Origin of the sequence: Brevibacterium limosum (assembly GCF_011617705.1) — a bacterium.
Classification (GTDB): Bacteria; Actinomycetota; Actinomycetes; order Actinomycetales; family Brevibacteriaceae; genus Brevibacterium; species Brevibacterium limosum.
The window spans coordinates 3,374,054-3,394,392 of the sequence record NZ_CP050154.1 but is presented as its reverse complement, the minus strand read 5'-3'; the positions used below and the strand labels follow the sequence as shown (position 1 = coordinate 3,394,392).

General features: G+C 64.0%; 15 protein-coding genes and 1 rRNA gene. 7 read left to right on the top strand and 9 right to left on the bottom strand.

Going from position 1 to position 20,339, the window contains the following annotated elements; all coding sequences use genetic code 11:
- The first annotated feature begins 154 nt into the window (after positions 1 to 154).
- Positions 155 to 273 (top strand): 5S ribosomal RNA (gene rrf / locus GUY37_RS15365).
- Between the two features lie 676 nt (positions 274 to 949).
- Positions 950 to 1,156 carry a hypothetical protein gene (locus GUY37_RS15360; RefSeq protein WP_166827347.1) on the top strand — a complete coding sequence of 69 codons (207 nt, stop codon included), beginning with the start codon at positions 950 to 952 and terminating at the stop codon, positions 1,154 to 1,156.
- A gap of 80 nt (positions 1,157 to 1,236) precedes the next feature.
- Here the strand turns inward: GUY37_RS15360 and GUY37_RS15355 are convergent, their stop codons facing one another.
- Positions 1,237 to 2,349, bottom strand: coding sequence for a DUF6882 domain-containing protein (locus tag GUY37_RS15355; protein WP_166827345.1), 1,113 nt, complete (start codon positions 2,347 to 2,349; stop codon positions 1,237 to 1,239).
- Between the two features lie 215 nt (positions 2,350 to 2,564).
- Here GUY37_RS15355 and GUY37_RS15350 point away from each other — a divergent pair, with 215 nt between their 5' ends.
- The 4 genes from GUY37_RS15350 to GUY37_RS15335 all read left to right on the top strand — a co-directional run bounded on the left by GUY37_RS15350 (position 2,565) and on the right by GUY37_RS15335 (position 9,273).
- Entirely contained in the window at positions 2,565 to 4,298 is a 1,734-nt protein-coding gene (locus GUY37_RS15350; RefSeq protein ID WP_166827342.1) for an ABC transporter ATP-binding protein, read from the top strand.
- A gap of 1 nt (position 4,299) precedes the next feature.
- Positions 4,300 to 6,420 (top strand): ABC transporter ATP-binding protein, encoded by a 2,121-nt coding sequence (locus tag GUY37_RS15345; RefSeq protein ID WP_323127510.1) that lies wholly within the window; start codon positions 4,300 to 4,302, stop codon positions 6,418 to 6,420.
- Between the two features lie 401 nt (positions 6,421 to 6,821).
- On the top strand, positions 6,822 to 8,513 hold the full coding sequence (locus tag GUY37_RS15340) for an LPXTG cell wall anchor domain-containing protein (RefSeq protein WP_166827339.1): 1,692 nt from the start codon (positions 6,822 to 6,824) through the stop codon (positions 8,511 to 8,513).
- Between the two features lie 265 nt (positions 8,514 to 8,778).
- The gene (locus tag GUY37_RS15335; RefSeq protein ID WP_166827335.1) at positions 8,779 to 9,273 is read left to right on the top strand and encodes a peptidoglycan-binding domain-containing protein; all 495 of its coding nucleotides are present in this window, start codon (positions 8,779 to 8,781) and stop codon (positions 9,271 to 9,273) included.
- Between the two features lie 52 nt (positions 9,274 to 9,325).
- Here GUY37_RS15335 and purQ read toward each other — a convergent pair whose 3' ends face one another.
- The 8 genes from purQ to GUY37_RS15295 all read right to left on the bottom strand — a co-directional run bounded on the left by purQ (position 9,326) and on the right by GUY37_RS15295 (position 17,982).
- On the bottom strand, positions 9,326 to 10,063 hold the full coding sequence (gene purQ / locus GUY37_RS15330) for a phosphoribosylformylglycinamidine synthase subunit PurQ (protein WP_166827332.1): 738 nt from the start codon (positions 10,061 to 10,063) through the stop codon (positions 9,326 to 9,328).
- Complete coding sequence (purS, locus tag GUY37_RS15325; protein ID WP_166827329.1) at positions 10,060 to 10,317, bottom strand: phosphoribosylformylglycinamidine synthase subunit PurS; 258 nt, start codon at positions 10,315 to 10,317, stop codon at positions 10,060 to 10,062. The genes purQ and purS overlap by 4 nt, the downstream gene beginning before the upstream one ends.
- Positions 10,318 to 10,505: 188 nt before the next feature.
- Entirely contained in the window at positions 10,506 to 11,966 is a 1,461-nt protein-coding gene (locus tag GUY37_RS15320; RefSeq protein WP_166827326.1) for an NAD(P)/FAD-dependent oxidoreductase, read from the bottom strand.
- Positions 11,967 to 12,095: 129 nt separating this feature from the next.
- The gene (locus GUY37_RS15315) at positions 12,096 to 12,959 is read right to left on the bottom strand and encodes an ABC transporter permease (RefSeq protein ID WP_166827323.1); all 864 of its coding nucleotides are present in this window, start codon (positions 12,957 to 12,959) and stop codon (positions 12,096 to 12,098) included.
- A 1-nt stretch (position 12,960) separates the two neighbouring features.
- Positions 12,961 to 13,899 (bottom strand): ABC transporter permease, encoded by a 939-nt coding sequence (locus GUY37_RS15310; protein WP_166827320.1) that lies wholly within the window; start codon positions 13,897 to 13,899, stop codon positions 12,961 to 12,963.
- Positions 13,896 to 15,059, bottom strand: coding sequence for a polyamine ABC transporter substrate-binding protein (locus tag GUY37_RS15305; protein WP_228278211.1), 1,164 nt, complete (start codon positions 15,057 to 15,059; stop codon positions 13,896 to 13,898). The genes GUY37_RS15310 and GUY37_RS15305 overlap by 4 nt, the downstream gene beginning before the upstream one ends.
- A gap of 1 nt (position 15,060) precedes the next feature.
- Positions 15,061 to 16,248, bottom strand: a complete 1,188-nt coding sequence (locus GUY37_RS15300) for an ABC transporter ATP-binding protein (RefSeq protein ID WP_166827314.1) — start codon at positions 16,246 to 16,248, stop codon at positions 15,061 to 15,063.
- A gap of 15 nt (positions 16,249 to 16,263) precedes the next feature.
- Positions 16,264 to 17,982 carry an amidohydrolase gene (locus tag GUY37_RS15295; protein WP_166827311.1) on the bottom strand — a complete coding sequence of 573 codons (1,719 nt, stop codon included), beginning with the start codon at positions 17,980 to 17,982 and terminating at the stop codon, positions 16,264 to 16,266.
- 387 nt (positions 17,983 to 18,369) lie between these two features.
- Between GUY37_RS15295 and GUY37_RS15290 the strand changes: the two genes are divergently transcribed.
- Positions 18,370 to 19,512, top strand: coding sequence for an IS5 family transposase (locus tag GUY37_RS15290; RefSeq protein WP_407645367.1), 1,143 nt, complete (start codon positions 18,370 to 18,372; stop codon positions 19,510 to 19,512).
- The last annotated feature ends 827 nt before the right edge of the window (positions 19,513 to 20,339 follow it).

Below are 20,339 nucleotides of genomic sequence, written 5' to 3'. Positions count from 1 at the left end.
CGAAAACAGTTTTGTTTGTTTTTCTAGGATGATGTGAAGAGTTCACACCCATAGGGTGTGCATGTTGCATGAGTTTTTGGTGTTCGCGTTCGCTGTGCGGTTCTTGGACCACTACCACCCGAGCATGGGTTTGGGTGTGGTGGTTTGTTGGTTTTGCGGTGGTGATAGTGGTGGGGAAACGCCCGGTTAACCGTTCCGATCCCGGTAGCTAAGCCCATTCGCGCTGATGGTACTGCAACTTGGTGGTTGTGGGAGAGTAAGTGACCGCCGCAATATTTTTTGAGTGGGGAGGCCTCATCCAACTGTGTTGGGTGGGGCCTTTCTGCTATTCACCGGTGGTGGTGTGTTGGTGCTACCTGAGGGGTGTCCTGCTACCTGGCGCGGGGTTGCTGGACTGGGTTGCTGGACCCCCGTCAGGTAGCAATAGGGTGGGGAATCCGACTTCGGAGCAATCGGGGCACTCACCGCGACGGTCGATATGAGCGTCGTATTCCTCCTCAATCTGACCTTTGACGTGCCGTGAAGCAACTCTCCGGAGCGATGGCGCTTGTCGGCCTCGTACTGCTCATCCCCAATGTCCCTCGAGTGGTGAGATTCGCTCTCGGTCGCAGCACCGGACCCGCGGTCAGCGGGCACATCTGGCGCAATCGGATCTTCGTCCGGATCACTCGCTGGGTCTCGCCGATACTCGCCGTCATCATCCTGGTCGGCAGCGGTCTGGCCGCTGGTACCAGTTTCGATTGGGGGCGTCCTAGGAGTCCGGAGGAGCTCTCGGGTGTCTACGCCGTCACTGCGTCAGGCAAGCCGGCTCCGATCGAGGGCACTGATCATACGACTGAGGACATCACTCAGATCGCCTTCGGTCAGATCGGATACGGCAAGGACAACAGGATGAGCCGATGGAGACTTCCAGGACGGCCTCTACAGCGTCGACGACCAGACGATCACAGTGGAGCTGTACCCGGTGCGGAAAGGCGCTCAGACGCCCATCCGCGACTCCTCTGGCAAACTCGAGCTCCGGTACTCGAAGACCGGAGGAGAGGAGTTCTCGCTGCACACTGACGACGCGGAGTTGATACTGTACAACGACGAGGAGCGACGGTTCCTCTTCGACCGCGGCTTCCACTGGGCTCCCGAGGCACCTGTCAATCGCTGAAGACCGGTGAATCGCTTGGGGCCCCGCCGACCGGCGGGGCCCCAAGTCATCTGTCAGCGACCAAGCAACTCAGCTGAGCATCAGCGCCCGAACAGCTTCGAGAACAGTCCCTTCTTCTTCGGCTTGGTCTCCTCGGCAGACTCTTCTTCGACTGGTGTCTCCGCTTCGGCAGGTTCGACAGGCTTGTCTCCTCGCGGCTGCTCGGCTTCCGGCCGCTTCCGCTCCTGCGACGTGTCTGTGCCTTCTGACGCGGGTTCGGCAACCTCGTCGGCCTGAGCTCCGGCGGCCGCGGACGACTCCGCAGCGGGCTCCTCGACCGGCACCGACTCTGTACGGGGGGCCTCTTCTGCCTGAGTCGGCGTGGGGGCCACCGGCGCCGTCGTCGAAGGTGCGGCAGTCTCTTCCGCGGCGGGAGCGGGAGTCGGGCCCGGCGTACGGGAGGCGGCGGCCGCCTCGGCGGGGGTGCCAGCGGAATCCGCAGCGGCGGCGAACTGCTCAGCGGCCTCGCCCTCAAGGGGCGCATTCAGATCGCAGTTGGAGATTCGGCGCTGATCGTCGAAGGACAGGTCCGCGGATCCATCGGCGAACAGCATCCGCAGGCCCCCATCGGGGAGCTCTGCCGTCGGAATGCCGCGCTTGGCAACGTACGATGCGATGGCCGCGCGGTGATCGGTCACCGTCGTCTGTGTCAGCCCCTGCATGAGCGCACGCACCGAGACCTTGACCTGCGGGGCGGGCAGTGCGATCTCGGCGGCATCGACGAGTAGCCACACCGTGGTTCCGGCGCCGGCAGCGGCAGGGTAGTGGGCCCATTTGTCGGTGGCCTCCTTCGAGGCCAGAGTCAGACGCAGTGCGAGCTCCTCATCGAGGTTGAGTTCGGCGGTCGTGAGCTCGCTGACCTCCTCAGCGGCGCCGAACTTGCGCACCTCGTGGGAGAGGCCGACGACGGCGTCGGGGAAGTCGTTGACGTTCTCCCACCCCCACAGCCACGTCTTCTCCCGATCCGACTCCGAACCGACCAGATGCGGCCTGGCGCGCAGGACGACACCGTCGGCAGACGTGAACGTCAGGTGCGGGTCGGCGCTGAAGTCGACTTCCCATTCGGCGTCGGCGATGAGCGCACCGAAATGCGTCTGCACCTCAGTTGAGTAGAAAACGGCGCGATTGACCAGGTCCTGCAGAGTTGAGCTCATGCTGTCAAGCGTATGCGGGAGCGCTCGAGAAGCGAGGAGGCACGCGGTGCGATGGTCGTGTCAGTGCCTCATGGTGAGGTAGGGATCTCAACGGACCGGCCCGATCCGTCGCCTGAACGCCTACCTCCGAGAGGAGAATCCATGTAAGCTAGTCTGTTGCGCTTTGCAACTCTCACGACTCAATCATCAGTCACTCATCACTCAGGACGTTCAACGTGGCACTACTCCGCCTGTCCCTGAAATACGCCGGAAACTACTGGCCGTTCATCATCCTGGTCGTCATCCTGCAGCTGGCCTCGACCATTGCTGCGCTGTACCTGCCCAGCCTCAATGCTCGGATCATCGACGAAGGTGTTGCCAAGGGCGACACGGACTTCATCTGGTCGACGGGCATGACGATGCTGCTCGTCTGCCTCGTCCAGGTCATCACCGCGATCACCGCAATCTACTTCGGCGCACGGACGGGAATGGGCGTCGGCCGGGACCTCCGCCGCGCCATCTACCGGCAGGTCGACGACCTGTCGATGCTCGAAGTCGGAAAGTTCGGATCCGCTACCCTCATCACCCGCAACACCAATGACGTCCAGCAGGTTCAGATGCTGGTGCTCATGACCCTGAACTTCATGGTCTCGACACCGATCATGTGCATCGGCGGCATCATCATGGCGCTGCGTGAAGACGCGGGGCTGTCCTGGTTGGTGTGGGTGTCCGTGCCCGTCCTCTTCGTCGTCGTCGCCATCCTCGTCTACCTCCTCATGCCGCTGTTCCGCCGCATGCAGGATCAGGTCGATGACATCAACGGCGTCCTGCGCGAACAGATCACGGGCATCCGGGTCATCCGCGCCTTCGTCCGCGAACCCTTCGAAACCGACCGCTACGCCGACGCCAACCGTGCCCTGACCGAAACCTCGGTCAAGGTCGGCAACCTGTTCGTCCTCATGTTCCCCGCCATCATGATGATCCTCCACCTCGCCACCGCCGCCGTCCTGTGGTTCGGAGGTCACCGGGTCGACGCCGGACAGATGGAAGTGGGATCGCTGACCGCGTTCCTGCAGTACCTGCTGCAGATCCTCGTGGCCGTGATGATGGGCGTGTTCATGATGATGATGATTCCGCGGGCCGTCGTCTGCGCCGAACGCATCGCCGAGATCCTCGACACCCGCAGCACGATGGCGATTCCGTCGGGTGTCACGGAGATGCCCGGCCGTGGTGAGCTCGAATTCCGCAATGTCACCTTCGGATACCCCGGCGCCGAGGTGGCCGTCCTCGAAGGACTGAACTTCACCGCCCAGCCCGGTACGACCACCGCGATCATCGGATCGACCGGTGCCGGGAAGTCGACGATCGTCAACCTCATCCCCAGACTCATCGACCCGCAGGAAGGCGAGATCCTCATCGACGGCACCCCCGTCACCGACTTCAACCGGCACCAGCTGGCTCAGCTGATCGGTCTGGTACCGCAGAAGCCGTACCTGTTCTCCGGAACAATCGCCTCGAACCTGCGATTCGGCAATGACGACGCCAGCGACGAGGAGCTGTGGGAGGCCCTGCGCATCGCTCAGGCCGACGATTTCGTTGCCGAGAAGGAGGACCGCCTCGAGGAACGCGTGGCCCAGGGAGGCACGAACTATTCCGGCGGGCAGCGTCAGCGGCTGTGCATCGCCAGAGCCCTGACGGTGAAGCCGCAGATCTATGTCTTCGACGATTCGTTCTCCGCCCTCGACGTCGCCACCGACGCACGGCTGCGGGCAGCCCTCGACGAATCGACGGGGGAGGCCACGGTCATCGTCGTGGCCCAACGCGTGTCGACGATCCGCGACGCCGATCAGATCATCGTCCTCGAAGCCGGGAAGATCGTCGGCCGCGGCACGCATGAGGAACTCGCCGAGTCGAACTCGACCTACCGCGAGATCATCGAATCGCAGCTGACCACGGAAGAGGTGAACTGACATGGCCGACGACACCTCAACAGAGACCGTGGTGGCACCGGAAGACGAATACATCCCCAGCGGTGAAGAGCTCGAGATGAGCGGAGGCACACCTCCGCGCAAGGCCAAGCACTTCTGGCCCTCGGTCAAACGGCTGTTCGGACTCATGGCCAGCGAGAAGAAGGGCATGATCTACGTCGTCGCCCTCGTCGTCGGCTCCGTCGTCCTCACCGTCATCGCGCCCAAGGTGCTCGGCAAAGCGATGGACGTCGTCTACTCCGGCATCATCGGCGCTCAGCTGCCCGAGGGTGCTAACATCGATGACATCATCGCCGGCGCCCGCGCCGAAGGGCGAGACGACTTCGCCGATATGCTCGCCACCGCCGATGTGGTCCCCGGACAGGGGATCGACTTCACTGCACTCGGGCAGATCATCATCGTCGTCCTGCTCATGTACCTCGTTGCCTCGATGCTCATGTGGGCACAGGGCTATATCCTCAACGCCCTGGTCATGCGCGTGGTCTACCGACTGCGTGAGGACATCGAACGCAAGATCAACCGGCTGCCGCTGCGCTATTTCGACACCCGTCAGCGCGGCGACGTGATGTCGCGAGTGACCAACGACGTCGACAACATCCAGCAGGCCCTGCAGCAGGCGTTCTCGCAGCTCGTGCAGTCGGCGCTGACGATCATCGGCATCGGCGTGATGATGTTCATCGTGTCCTGGCAGCTCGCACTGCTGGCTCTCATCGCCCTGCCGCTGTCGGCGATCATCGCCGGTGTCATCGGCACCCGGTCGCAGAAGCTGTTCAAAGCACAGTGGAAGCACACCGGGGAGGTCAACGGGCACGTCGAAGAATCGTTCTCCGGCCTCGACATCGTCCGCGCCTTCGGCCGTGACGAGGTCATGCTCGAGGAGTTCGACCGGCGCAACGAATCGCTGTACAAGGCTTCGGCGGGAGCACAGTTCGTCTCCGGCATGATCATGCCCTCGATGCAGTTCGTGTCCTACCTCAGCTATGTCCTCATCGCCGTCGCCGGCGGACTCAAGGTTGCGACGGGACAGATGACGCTCGGCGATGCGACCGCGTTCATCCAGTACTCACGCGAGTTCTCACAGCCGATCTCCGAGATGGCCGGCGTCGCGAACATGCTTCAGTCCGGTGTCGCCTCGGCGGAGCGGACCTTCGAGCTGCTCGACGCCGAGGAGGAGGACCCTGACGAGGTGCAGCGGGAGCTGCCGCCGCGCACTCCCGGTAAGGTCGAGTTCTCCGAAGTGAGCTTCCGCTACGCTCCGGAGATGTCTCTCATCGAAAAGGTGTCCTTCACCGCGGAACCGGGCCATACGGTGGCGATCGTCGGCCCGACGGGTGCCGGCAAGACCACCTTGGTCAACCTCGTGATGCGCTTCTACGAGATCACGGGAGGGACTATCTTCCTCGACGGCATCGACACCCGCGACCTCAGCCGCGCCGACCTGCGTTCCCATGTGGGCATGGTGCTTCAGGACGCCTGGCTGTTCGAGGGCACGATCGCCGACAACATCCGCTATGGTCGGCTGGGCGCCACCGATGAGGAAGTCATCGCGGCCGCCAAGGCGACGACGGTCGACAGGTTCGTGCGGCAGCTGCCCGACGGCTATGACACCGTCATCGATTCCGACGGCGGCAGCGTCTCGGCCGGCGAGCGGCAGCTGATCACCATCGCCCGAGCCTTCCTCGCCGACCCGTCGCTGCTCATCCTCGATGAGGCGACCTCCTCGGTCGACACCCGCACCGAGGTGCTCGTGCAGCAGGCGATGGCGGCCCTGCGGACCGATCGGACGTCGTTCGTCATCGCTCACCGACTGTCGACGATCCGCGACGCCCACACCATCCTCGTGATGGAGGACGGAGCGATCGTCGAACACGGCAATCACGATGAGCTGCTCGCCGCCGAAGGCGCCTACTACAGGCTGTACATGTCGCAGTTCCGTGGGGAGGATGCCGAGGAGCAGTTCACCGCCGAAGTCCTCGCCGAGACCGAAACCGGTGGACCGGCCGACGAGGCGGCGACCTCCGACGGTGACGGTGCGGACGGGATGAATGACGACGGTGGAGGCGCCGAGGTGCGGGCAGCGGAAGCTCCCCCGCAACAGGCCTGAACCTTCACCAGAGTCGCAGGGTCCCCGAGCTCGAGCTCGGGGACCCTGCGACTCATCCACCGCGGAAATCAGGCAGCGGGCGAGAAACCGGCATAACGTTTTTCGTGCCCAGAATGCCGAAGTCGACCCAAACGTGACCCTGTCCTGAACAACGGGCCGTGCGGATCGGCTGGCTGATTCGAGGCTGCTGTGCTGGTCAGAGCGCAGCCTCCGGCTGAATGGACTGGGTTGCCGGAATCGGGATGGGCGAACGATGTTGCGAAGTGATAAATATTCGGCAAAACCGCTCTATCACTTCTGTCATGACCTAAATGAACTAAAGTCGTGCGCGTTCAATTGCCTGTGTATGGTCCTTGCCACAACTGAAAACGGCAACCGGCCAGAACTCTGGAAGGACCATCATGAAACGGTTGGCAATGGCGGCAACATTCGCTTTGGCTCTCTCCATCGGTGGAGTGAGCCCGGCGGTCGCGCAGGCAGACGACAGTTCACCCCCTGAATCGACAGACATCCGGGCCGCAGGAGACGCAGGCAACGCGGGCGCCGACACCCCGGGAACAGAGAACCCACCCACGGGCCCCGGCGAGGACGCCGCAGATCCCGGCGACGACGGAACACCAACCGAACCCGGTGACGGCGAGGACTCCGCTGATCCGGGAGGCGACGAGAACGCCGCCGATCCGGACGAAGGCTCAGCCGAGCCGACCGAGGAGTCGCGCCCGATCGACGCCTCGTTCTCCCTCGACCAGCCGACGATGCCGGTCGACGAGGCGGCGGAAGCCATCCCCTACACGATCACCGGCCTCGAGGCAGGAGACACCGTCACCGCCGATCCCGGCGAGAATGGCTCCGTCACCGTCGACAGCGACGGAACGTTCAACGGAGAGCTCCGCGGCAACACCGAGCTCAAGGTCGGCGATGTCGTCGACGTCACTGTGACTGTCGCCCGCGACGGTCAGGAGTCGAAGACGTTCACCGGCAGCGTGGAGATCACCGAAAACCACGACGACTCGGATGCAGCCGTCAGCGTCGATCCGCAGAGCCAGGGCATCGATTCGTACCTCGACAACGGCGTCGACATCACCGTGAGCAGCTGCGAGGCGGGCGAAGAGGTGACCGTCACCATCGTCCGCAAGGGCGACGACACGAACATCTGGGAAGAGACCAAGACCGCCGGCGACGACGGTTCGGTCTCCACGTCCTTCATGCCCGGCACCGGAGGCGATGGATGGATCGGTGGCTTCGTGGTCAGCGCGAAGTGCGGTGACGAGAGCGCCGAGTCGACATACTCGGTCACTGAGAACGACGACGGATCCGATGCGGATCTCAGCGTGACTCCACAGAGCCAGAAGTTGGCTGATTTCCTCGAGAACGGCGTCAACATCACTCTCGTCAACTGCCATGTCGACTCCGACGTGAAGTTCCAAGTGAGCTCCGCAAAAGACCCCGACACCGTGATCTGGGACGAGACCCAGGAAGCCGGTGAAGACGCAGCCGGATCCGCCCGGTTCGTCCCCGACGGCGACGGCGGCCAAGGGTGGGTCGGAGACTTCATCGTCCTGGCTTCCTGCGGCGACAAGAGCGCAGAGACCACGTTCACTGTCACCGATGACGGCAGCGTCGTCGACCCGAAGCTCTCGATCGACCCCGAACGAATCTCCGGAGTCGATTTCATCGACAGGGACAAGGGCGTGCAGATGACAATCACCGACTGCGCAGCGGACGCCGAGGTCCATTTCGAGGTGTACTCCGGGGACAAGAGCGAGAAGCTCTACGAGCAGACCGCAACGGCTGATGAGGACGGCGCAGCCGGAATCCAGGTCTATGGCCTCGGTGACGATCCGGCATACTACGTCGGCAGCTATCAGGTCTTTGCCGACTGCATGGATGTCAGCAGATCAGGCGAGTTCGTCGTCACCGGCGGCGGATCCGGCGGCGGGGGCGAAGGGGAGTCCGGTGAAGCCGGCGGCTCCGGAGGGGGCTCATCGATGCCGCGCACCGGTGCCGAACTCACCGGGCTGGGTGCAGGCGCTCTGCTCATCCTCGGCGGTGCAGCGGCCATCGGCTTGGCCCGCCGGAAGAACAAGGACTGACAGTGACCGGTGACCCGTCGGGTTGGTGACGCCACCCGGCCCGACGGCGAGAGGCGGTCCTGGCGGAAAGGGTCGGCCCCGGATCCTCGACTTCGAGTCGAAGAACCGGGGCCGATCTGTGTTGTGCTCGCGCATTGCCGAACCAGTTCGCGTGCACCTCCAGTGAGTCTCGTCGGAACCTTGATGGTGCAGGACCGCCGGACCTAGCTTGGTCGTCATGGCGGCAAGGAAGCTTCCATGACAGCAATGAAGAAGGAGCAGAATCATGGTCAATCCCGGACAGCCCACAATCAGACGCGGCGACACAGGCGCCACAGTCCTGCGGGCTCAGCGAGCCCTGCGGAGAACCCCCGATCTCAGCGTCGACGTCGACGGTGATTTCGGTCCCGACACCGAAGCGGGGGTGAAGCGATTCCAGGAGGGTGCCGGACCGACGGTCGACGGAATCGTCGGAGACGAAACCTGGGAGGCCCTGCCGAACGGCGGACCGATGCCCCTGCTGCAGACGGGGTCGAAAGGCGAGGTCGTCCGCGATCTGCAGGAGGCCCTCATCGCCGGAGCGGACAGTGGCGACTGGCCGTCGCCAGGCGAAGCCGACGGAGACTTCGGGACCGGCACCAGAGAATCCGTGGAGGGCTTTCAGAACTGGGGCGGGGTCGACTCCGACGGCATCGTCGGAGACAAGACCTGGGCAGTCCCGCTGCACGCGACGAACAGCACTCTCGAGACAGCTGTCGGACTCGACTGGGCCGAGGAGTAAAGTTCGGGCCCCGAGCTCGGTTCGGAACCGAAGCTCGGGGCCCGATGCATATTCAGCCCTTGGCGACGAGCGTGCGCACGGCCGAGGAGAAGACCCCCTGACCGTCGATTCCGCTGCCGGATTCGGGACCGAAACCGGCCTCGACGGCGTGTTCGGGGTGCGGCATGAGGCCGACGACGTTGCCTGCTTCGTTCGTGATCCCGGCGATGTCGCGCAGAGAACCGTTCGGATTGAAGCCCTGGTAGCGGAAGACCACACGTCCGGTGGACTCGAGCTCGTCGAGCACCTCGTCGGTGGCGACGAACCCGCCCTCACCGTTCTTCAGCGGAATGCGGATGGTCTGCCCCTGCTCATAGTCGCTCGTCCACGCGGTGTCCGCGTTCTCCACGACCAGGTCCTGGTCGCGGCAGATGAAGTGCTGGTGATCGTTGCGGATGAGCGCACCGGGCAGCAGCCGGGATTCGCAGAGGATCTGGAAGCCATTGCAGATGCCGAGCACCGGCATACCGGCATTCGCCGCGGCGACGACGGACTCCATGATCGGAGCGAAACCGGCGATCGCACCGCAGCGCAGGTAGTCGCCATAGGAGAAACCGCCGGGCAGGATGACGGCGTCGACGCCGGACAGGGTCGAATCCGCATGCCACAGGTTCACCGGGTTCGCTCCGGCCAGGCGCACGGCGCGGGCGGCGTCACGGTCATCAAGTGTTCCGGGGAACGTGACGACTCCGACGGAGACCGCGGACTCGGCAGCCGCCTCGGCGGTGGGATCAGCAGCGACAGCGGTCACGAGGCATCCTCGGCCACACGCACTGCCACAACGTTTTCGATCACGGGATTCGACAGAAGCTTCTCCGCGGCTTCGCGCGCCTGTGCGAGGACTTCCTCGGTGGCTTCGCCTTCGACCTCGAGTTCGAATCTCTTGCCCTGACGAACCCCACCGAACCCGGTGAAGCCCAGGCGGGTCAGTCCGCCGGAGATCGCCTTGCCCTGGGGGTCAAGGATCTCGGGTTTGGGCATCACCTCAACGACGACACGTGCCATGCGTGTACTGCTCCTTTGTGAAAGTGTTCGGGAGTTCCTCCCGCGCTCACCCAGAGTCTACCAAGCATGCCAGGGGGCCCGGCCCACGGTCCGGACGCCGAAACGGCGTCGGCAGGGGAGTTGGGCGCCGCGCAGGGGTGTGAGGAGAACGGCGCCGGCCGGAGCGTGCGACGGGCCCCGACGTGAGCTCAAGAATCGAAGCCCATGCCCACCGCATCGAGGACCTTGAGCAGAGGCCCCCGCCGGCCCTCGTTCTCATCGGCCTTGACCAGCGCATTCGTCGTCATCTTGATGCCCAGCCAGGCCGCCGGCTCGGGCGGGAACGGCAGCGGCAGCCTGCGCACCATCTCGAGCTCGGTCAGCTCTGTGTCCTCACCGGAGAGCAGATCGAGCATGACCGTGCCGGCGAACCGTGAGGCGCCGACTCCGAGACCGGTGAATCCGGCGGCCATCGCGACCTTCCTCCCATAGGCGGAGGTGAAGAACGAGAAGAACCGTGAGCACGTGTCGATCGGCCCGCCCCATTTGTGGGTGAACTTCAGTCCGACCAGCTGTGGGAAAGTGGCGAAGAAGTGCTCGGCGAGGGTCTCGAAGGTCTCGGGCCGCTGGTCGTATTTCCACGACACCTGGCGTCCGAAGTGATAGACGGCGTCCCAGCCGCCGAAGAGGATCCGGTTGTCCGCGGTCAGCCGGTAGTAGTGGAAGCGATTCGCGCAGTCGCCGATGCCCTGGCGACCCTCCCACCCGATCGCTGCCATCTGCTCGTCGCTGAGGGGCTCGGTCATCAGCGCGTAGTCGTAGACGGGGACCGTATGCAGGCTCACCCGCTTGAGCAGGGACGGGAAGACGTTCGTCGCCAGGGCCACGCGCTTCGCGGTGATCGTCGACGATGACCGCGACGAGGCGGCCGCCCCCGATCCGCGGCCCGCGACCGATCCGCCGCTCGCCGTGCCTGCCTCGCCGGTGGACTCGGTGGTGACCTCGACGGTGGTCTTCCGATCGGTGACGGAGGTGACCTTCGTGCCTTCGAAGACTTCGACTCCGAGTTCGCGGATGACGCGCAGCAGCTCCCAGCACAGCTTCGCCGGGTGGACCATCGCGACCTCGCGAGAATCCCACAGCGCAGCCTTGTACGTCGGCGACTTCACCATCGTCGCCAGCTGCTCCTGGTCAAAGAAGATGAAACCGGAATCCGGATCGTGAGCCTCCCGCAGCTCGGCGACCTGGTAGTCCTCGGTGGCGACGTCGAGCTCTCCCGTACGTTCGAACTCGACGTCCATTCCGTACTTCGCGACAGCGGCTTCGATGGCGTCGAGGTTCTCCCGGCCCAGCTGCGCGAGCCGATCGTTCTCCTCGGGCAGGTGTGTCGCCCCGTTGTCATAGCCGTGCGTGAGGCTGGCCGCGCAGAATCCGCCATTGCGCCCCGAGGCGGCCCATCCGATCGTGTTCGCCTCGACGAGCACGACACGACGGTTCGGGTTCCGCTCCTTGGCCTGCAGAGCGGTCCACAGACCGGTGAACCCACCGCCGACGACGAGGAGGTCGGCCTCGCGGTTCTCCTGCAACGGCGGCAGCGGCTCCGGGCGGAGGTCGGTGTCGAGCCAGTACGGAATGGTCGAGGCGTCGGCCAATGCGGCATTGACGTCCATGTCACTTCACTTTCTTCACGGTGTGGTCGGTGTGTACTCTGCCGGTCAGCAGGTGCGGGTCGGGCGGAACGGAACACCGCCTCGGCGAGGGGCCGGCGCAACGGTGGGCCGCCTCGGTGAGGGGATGCCTCAGGCGGCCATGGTCTTGATGATCTCTGTGGCGTTGCCGCCGGCTTTGCGCAGGACGAATCCGACGAAGCCGAGTGCGGCGAGGGTGAGCACGAACATCACCGTCGACATCGCCGCGACTTCGGGTCGCAGGGCCACGCGGACGGCGGAGAAGATGTAGACCGGCCACGGGGTGTAGCCCGGCTGTTGGACGAAGCTCGAGAGGATCGTGTTGTCGAGGCTGACGGTGAACGACATCAGAGCACCGGCGAGGATGCCGGGGGCCGCGATCGGCAGGGTGATGTCCTTGAATCGGTTCCACGGTGTCGCGCCGAGGTCGGCGGCGGCATCCTCGAGCTGGGTGTCCATGCCGGCGAGCCGGGCTCTGACGATGAATGTCACGATCGCCATGGAGAACATCGCGTGGGAGATGATGAGTCGGACGAGGCCGTTGTTGAGCGGGGTGATGCCCCAGTCGACGCCGACGGTGACGAACCACGGCAGGAACGAGATGCCGTCGACGATCTCGGGTGTGACCAGGGTCAGTCCGAGGATCGCGGTCAGTCCGAGTGCCCACCATGCTCCCTTGCGGGCCCGGGCCAGGGCGACTCCGCCGAGGGTGCCGAAGATCGTCGAGACGATGGCGGTGCCCACGGCGGCCTGCAGGCTCGTGACGATGGAGGAGACGATGATGTCGTTGTTGATGCCGCTGATGTAGGCGTGGATGCCGAAGCCGCGGAAGTTCGCGAGCACCTTGCCGTTGTTGAACGAGTAGGCGATGATCACCGCGATCGGCACGAACAGGTAGACGAAGACGATGATGCCCCAGGCGTGGAGGGCGATATCGGTCGGTGTCCGGCGTGCGAATGTGTTCTTCTTCGGCATCTCAGGCCCTCCCGTCGTGCAGCGGAACACTGTTGAGTTTGGCCGTGATCGCCTGCCCGAGCTTGAGCAGAGCGAACCCGAGACCGACGACGACCAGGGTGGAGATGATGAGGATCATCGCCATGGCCGCTCCGACCGCCCAGTTCTGTGCGGTGTTGAACTGGTTGGCGATGAGCTGACCGACCATCGATCCGCTCGCTCCGCCGAGGACGGTCGCGGTGACGTAGTCGCCGTTGAGCGGGATGAACACGAGCAGGCAGCCGGAGACGACTCCGGGCATCGCCATCGGCAGCGTGACCCGCATGAAGGTCTTCATCTTTCCCGCGCCGAGGTCGTAGCTGGCCTCGCGCAGCTTCTTGCCCGAGGCGTCGATGGCGACGAACAGCGGCAGGATCATCAGCGGCAGATAGTTGTAGACGACGCCGATCTGCACTGCCGTTCGGGTGTAGAGGATGTCGAGAGGGCCGTCGAGCAGCCCGAGGCTCTGCATCCAGTTCGACAGGAACCCGTCGGGGGAGAGCATGATCTGCCAGCCGAGGGTGCGCACGAGGAAGTTCGTCCAGAACGGCACCATCACCAGGGCCAGAGCCAGTGACCTGCGGGCGGGTGCGACCTTGATCGCCAGCCAGTACGCGAACGGCAGGGCGATGATCAGGCACAGCAGGGTGCCGAGCAGGGAGATGCGCACGGTCGCGAAGAAGGTCGAGACGAAGCTTGCGCTCATCGCTTCCGGGTATCGGTCGAAGGACAGCCGGTCGGTGGCGATGGCTGTGAACTGGTCGGGTTTGTATCCGAAGCTGTAGAAGACGATGAGGGCGAGGGGGATGATGAAGAAGAAGAGTGCATAGGCCCATGTCGGAAACGAGATGGCCGCCGGGCCGAAGAACTTCGTCGCCGACTTCTTCGGTCGTGGCTGCTGCGGTCGGGTCTGAGTGCTCATGCTCCGCTCCTGGCCTGGGCGTCGGTGAGGATCTTCGTCCGGATCTGATCGGCCGGGGTCTGCTTGCTCGGTTCGAGACGGTCGAGGACCTTCTGTGCAGGAAAGATGAGGTCCTGCTCATCGAGGTCGGCCTTCTTCGCCTGCTCGGCCAGCCCTTTCGTCCCGATCGGGTAGCCGATGTAGTCGAGCTGGTCGACCGCGGTGTCCGGCGAGATCATGTGATTGATGAAGGCGTGTGCGGAATCCGGGTGCGGGGCGCCGGTGGCGATCGCCCAGCAGTCCATCCACAGATTCGCCGAGGGGGTGGGGAACACGAACTTCCAGTTTTCCGGATCCCTGACCTCGGTCAGCCCCTGCCTGGCGTCTCCGTTGTAGGCGTGCAGGAGGGTGAAGCTGCCTTGGATCATGCTGGTAGCCGCATTGCCGACATAGGCCTTCACGTTCGGGGCCAGATCATCGACGATGATGTTGCGGGCCTTGTCGAGCTCCCCCTCGTCCTCGGTGTTGAGGCTGAAGCCGAGGGCTCCCAGGACGATCGCCGAGACCTCCCACGGATCCTCGAGCAGCGCGGTCGTCCCGGCCGCTTCCTTCTGCGCGGCGTCGAGGAAGTCCTGCCAGCTGGTCATCTCCCGCGTGATCTTCTTCGTGTTGTAGACGAACCCGGTGGTGCCCCACGCCTTGCAGATCGAGTACGTGTTGTCCGGGTCGAAGTACTGATGCGTGAAGTTCGGGTCCATGTGCTCGAAGTTCGGGATCAGGCTGAGGTCGAGCTCCTGGAGCAGGTCATGTTCGAGCATCTGCGGAATGTTCGACCCCGTCGGCACGACCACGTCGTAGCCGGACGTCCCGCGTGAGGTCGAGAGCTTCGCCACGAGCTCCTCGTTCGACCCGTAGGCGTCGACCTGGACGAGGATGTCGTTCTGGGATTTGAAGGCGTCGAGAAGTTCGGGGTTGTCGTAGTCGCCCCACGAGTAGAGGTTGAGCTTCGATTCGAGCTCTCCGTCGGTCGGCGGCGACGCCGCCATCTTCGTGGTCTTCCCACACGCGCTCAGCGCTCCGAGGCCGACCACGCCGAAACCGGCAAACAGCGCTCGCCGGCTCAACCTCGCCGAGGCGGCCCGTGGGGCCAGGAACGTCACATCGGGTCTCTGCCGGGCCATTTCAGTCACCGCCTTCGAGGAGGGACGTGATCGCGCTCGGCTCACGGTCGTACACGGCGACAGCGTCGGCATCCCAGCTCAGCTCCACCTCGGTGCCGGCGCTGATCGGCTCCCGCCCGGCGGCAGGCACGCGGGCGAGGATCTCGTCGTTGTCACCGACGACGATCATGTACTGGATGACGTCGCCGAGGAACGAATACGAGATCACGGAGCCGCGGGCCGTGTTCGTCTCCCCGGAACTCTCGCCTGCGGGGGCGACGTGCATCCGTTCGGGACGGATGGCTGCGCGCACCCGGTCACCGACCTCGAGATCCCGGGGTTCACCGGCAGCGGTGGCCGGTTTGAGTGTCAGCGTCGGGGCCGTGAGCACAGCGTTGGCCGTGCGCAGGGTCACGGTCGTCGAATCGGAGGACGCCACCTCGGCGGAGATGAAGTTCTGCTTGCCGATGAAGCCGGCGACGAAGCCGTTGTGGGGGTTCGCGTAGATGTCCTCACCGGATCCGATCTGCTGGATGACGCCGTCGTACATGACAACGATGCGGTCGCTCATCGCCAGCGCCTCATCCTGATCGTGGGTGACGAAGACGAAGGTCGTGTCGAGCTTCGTGTGGAGGCGTTTGAGCTCGAGCTGCATCTCCTCCCGCAGCTTCCTGTCGAGCGCAGACATCGGTTCGTCGAGGAGGAGGACCTGCGGCCGGTTGACCAGGGCCCGGGCCAGGGCGATGCGCTGCTGCTGACCGCCGGAGAGCTGCTCGGGTTTGCGTCCGGCGAAGTCCTCCATCTGCACAAGTGCGAGGGCCTCGCGGACGCGCTGCGCGATCTCCGGTTTCGGGACCTTCGCCTGCTTGAGTCCGTAGGCGATGTTGTCGGCGATGTTCATATGCGGGAACAGCAGGTAGGACTGGAACACCGTGTTGACCGGCCGGCGGTGCGGCGGCAGGGACACGATGTCCTTGCCGGCGAGCAGGATCGCACCGTCGGTGGGGGTCTCGAAGCCGGCGATCATCCGCAGCAGGGTGGTCTTTCCGCAGCCGGAGGGGCCGAGCAGGGAGAGGAATTCGCCCTTGCGGACGTTCAGATCGAGGCGTTCGATGGCGGTGTTGTCGCCGAAGACCTTCTTCACACCCTGGATCTCGAGGTGGTCGAGTCCGGTCTCCGCAGAGGGCGCCGAGGTAGCTGTACTGGTCATGATGGCCTTTCGTCTTCAGCTGGCTGAGCCGGTGGTGGTCGAGGCGGACGGAGTGGTCGGTGCCGGTGTGTGAGGCGGCAGGGCGTCGTGGACGATGCGCCCGTCACAGATCGTCAGTTCGTTCGCGATCTCCGCGATATCGGTCGGCGGCAGTTTGAAGGGGTTGGCGCTGGCCAAGGCGAGGTTGGCCGGCTGACCGGGGCGGATGCGGCCGTTGTCGGCCGAGCGCAGCAGGTGTGCCGAACCTGCGGTGTAGGCACGCAGCGCCGTCGTCAGGTCGATTGCCTCGTCCGGCAGCAGCGGCGACTCATCCGCGGCGGTCGGGTGCGAGCGGTTGAGCGCGACATGGATCGCGTCCCACGGGTTCGCCGTCGATACCGGCCAGTCCGAACCCATCGCCAAATGGGTGCCGGAGCGGTTGAGGGACCCGAAGGGATAGAGCCAGCCGCTGCGCTCGGCACCGAGGAACGGCAGGTTGAGGTCGATCATCTGCTCGTCATAGCAGGCCCATAGTGCCTGCAGGTTCGCGGTGACGCCGAGTTCGGCGAGGCGCGGGACATCGGCGGGATCGACGACCTGGACATGGGCGATATGGTGACGGCGTTCGCCGGTGTCAGCTGCGCCGGTCGTCCCGGTGCCGACCGTGCGCTGGCTGCGGACGGCCTCGAAAGCGTCGAGGGCGGCCTTGACCGCGGCATCGCCGATCGCATGGCAGTGGATGTCGAAACCGGCCGCGTCGAGGGCCGCGAACGAGGCCTCGAGGTGGGCGCGAGTGAAATAGCTCGTTCCGAAGCCGCCGCAGGTGCACGTGTATTCGGTCGTCATCGCCGCGGTCCGGGACTCGACGATCCCGTCGAGCATGAACTTCACCGAGGTGGCGCGGAAGCGTCCGTCGGAGCGTGCGAGATCGGTCAGTCGGGCCACCTCGGCGTCGATGTCCTCGACTCCGCGCGGCCACCACAGGCTGCCGACGACCTCGGACCGGAGTACGCCCGATTCCGCCGCCCCGACGTAGGTGTCGTACGGGTCGCGGTGGCCGCCGTAGTCGCCGACGATGGCGTCCATCCACGCGGTCACGCCGAGGGAGTTGAGGTAGCGCTGACCTTCGCGCAGACCGGCCAGGACCTCCTCATCGGAGGCGGCGGGAACGTGGGCTGAGACGAGGTCGATTGCCGATTCGTGCAGGCACCCGGTGGGGCGGCCCGCGGAATCGGCGACGATGACGCCGCCGGCAGGTGCCGTGGAGGTCTCATCGAGTCCGGCTGCGGTCATCGCCTGCGTGTTCACCCATGCCGAATGGTGGTCGGCGCTGAGCAGGATCGCCGGCCGATCGGGGCAGGCCTCGTCGAAGATGTCGGCGGTCGGGTCTCCTCCGGGGAAGTGGGCCATCGACCAGCCGCCACCGATGACCCAGTCGTTCGCGGGGTCAGTCGCGCCGTCATCACGGGTCGTGTCGGCGACATAGTCGCGGATCATCTGCAATGCCGCCTCGAGGCTGTCCGCTCCGCTGATATCGCAGGCCAGGGCCTCCTGACCGCCGAAGGTCGTGTGCACATGCGCATCGACGAAGCCGGGAGTGAGCAGCTTGCCGTCGGCGTTGATCGTGCGCGATGCGGGCACAGCTGCGGGTCCGGTGCCGATCTCGGTGATGATCCCGTCGCGGATGCTCACACGATTCTCGGCGCGCAGAGCCTCACCGTCGAAGATCGTGACGTCGAGGATATCGAGGTCCAATGCTGCCTCCCGACTGCAGTGTCGTGGCAGAGGCGGATTGCCGAGCCCGCTCTCTGGGTGTGTTGTGGATCACTGTGAAATCACCTTAGCGGAACTTCCCCCGTGATTCCACTGATTCCGTTGCAGAAATATGCGTCAAGTGAGGGAAACTGCAACACGGATTGCCAATAGCGCTGATTCAGCGTCTCACACTGCGATATTCGCACAGGAGTCGTTGGCGGCTCGGCTGTCGGCGAAGACGGGCGGCGGCGAGAGGTCGCAGGCTGACGCGGGCCGGCGGAGGGGACGACGAAGCCGCGGGGCGCCGACTCATTGTCGATGCCCCGCGGCTCACGTATTAGGGCGTGTCTCCTTTATTGACCAATCCAGCAATTGCACGGTGGAGTCGTGACGACACGGCAACGACACCGAGTCATTACCGACGAGCAGTGGGCGCGAATCGAACCTCTCCTGCCCTCGAATGCCGGCAAGAGGGCCCAACCATTTCAGAACAATCGCCGGATCTTCGAAGGGATCGTCTACCGCTATCGGGCCGGCATTGCCTGGCGCGACCTTCCATGCCAGAGTTTCGGGCCCTGGCAGACGGTATGGAAGCGCCACCGCCGCTACGCCGCCGACGGCACCTGGACAGAGTGCTATCTTAAGCCGCCGCGGTCGGTGGCATCGATTGGAGCGTCTCCGTCGACGGCGCCATCAATCGTGCCCACCAGCACGCGACGAACACGACGCGCCCTGGCCAGGACACAGGGGGCTACGTCGAATTGCAAGTATCTGCCCGTTCGGGAGCGTGAACCAGCTGGGCATGGTATTGGTCGCTCACGTGGTGGGCTGCCGACCAAATTCCACCAAGCCGTCGACGGTAAAGGCTGGCTGCTGGCAGTGGTAGTCACTAGTGAACAGCGCCCTGACGGGGTGATCCTGCCGCAGGTCCTGGCTGACATTCGAGTACCGCGGACCGGCGACGGTCGCCCTCGCGCCTGTCCATACGCTGTTCTGGCTGATCGTGCGTATGGGTCCAGAGGCAAACGCGAATACCTGCGTTCCCGTGGCGTTCGGGCGGTGACCCCGGGGAAATGGGGACCAGATCGCGACTTGGAAAAGACGCGGCAACAAAGGTGGACGGCCCCGGAATTCGACGCCGGTGCCTATCGGAACCGCAATTTGTTGGAGCGTTCGTTTTCGTACGTCAAGCAATGGCGAGGATTAGCGACGGTACGACTAACTTGCCATCACCTACCGGGCGGCAGTCGTGATCAGCGCGGTCCTGACAAGGCTCCGCCAATAATGGAGACATGCCCTAGCGGTGGGCTACTTCGTAGGGGCCCTTACCCTGAGGGGGTCACGTTTCTTGCTGTTGGTACACCGTGGATTGTGTCCCCCACGATTTACCACCTCTCGGCTCAACGGCGTTTGCCGAGACCCTGTGCCATCCGCGTGAAGATTATGCATCGTTCTTGTAACACTCCTGCCAGCTTCTTCTCGCAGCGGGCGGCGCGTCCATTGCGCTGTCGCGGATTCGATGATTGTTGATGTTTTGCAACATTATTACGCGTTATCCTCCCTCTTTTAAGCAACAGCACTTGCGCGATAGTGTGATGAGCGCCACACCCTCAACAGCAAAGGCGAACATGATGAACATTCTGAAAAATATGGCAACAGTAGGAATCGGCGCTGTAATGGCAGTCACCTTCACTATCGGCGCCGGTAGCGCCACCCATGCATCTATGCCAAGCGAGCCCGCCGGGCATAGCGTTACTGAGCATCGAACGAACCCCGACATAACCAACGTGCCAGAGAGCCAGGCTCAGAAAAATGACGCTTCGAGAGACGAAGTTTGCGTCCGGCCGGTCAAAGCAGGCGCTAAGCCATACTCCGGACGGCCCACCGAGGATGAATGCGCGAGAATGCACAACGCAGATATGCGATACTGTGAGTCACTTCCCGCGAAAAATAAGCATGATATCAACCTTCGACGGAAATACTGGGAGCAGGCGAACGTTGACTATGCGAATTGCCTCAGGCAGGCTGCGCCAATGTCGTAAAAAGCGAAAGAAGATAAGCGCGCGTGATAGCCAAATACAACTGCGATTCTAATATCGTGAATGTCAAAGTGTATGAGCCTCAGAAAATGGACGAGTATTTTTATATTTGCGCGTTTTCGCTAGCCAGCGACGATAAGAACGAGACTCTACCGGTATACAGGGCGGGTGGCAACGATCCAGACCATGCCCTAGGTGAAGCTCTCAAAACTATGAGGCTGATCCTAGAAGGGCAATACGATTCGGTCACCCTGATCGAGCCGAGTGCAGCTGGCTAAGAGGTCAGTCCCCGGCCCGTGAACCACCACAGACACGGGC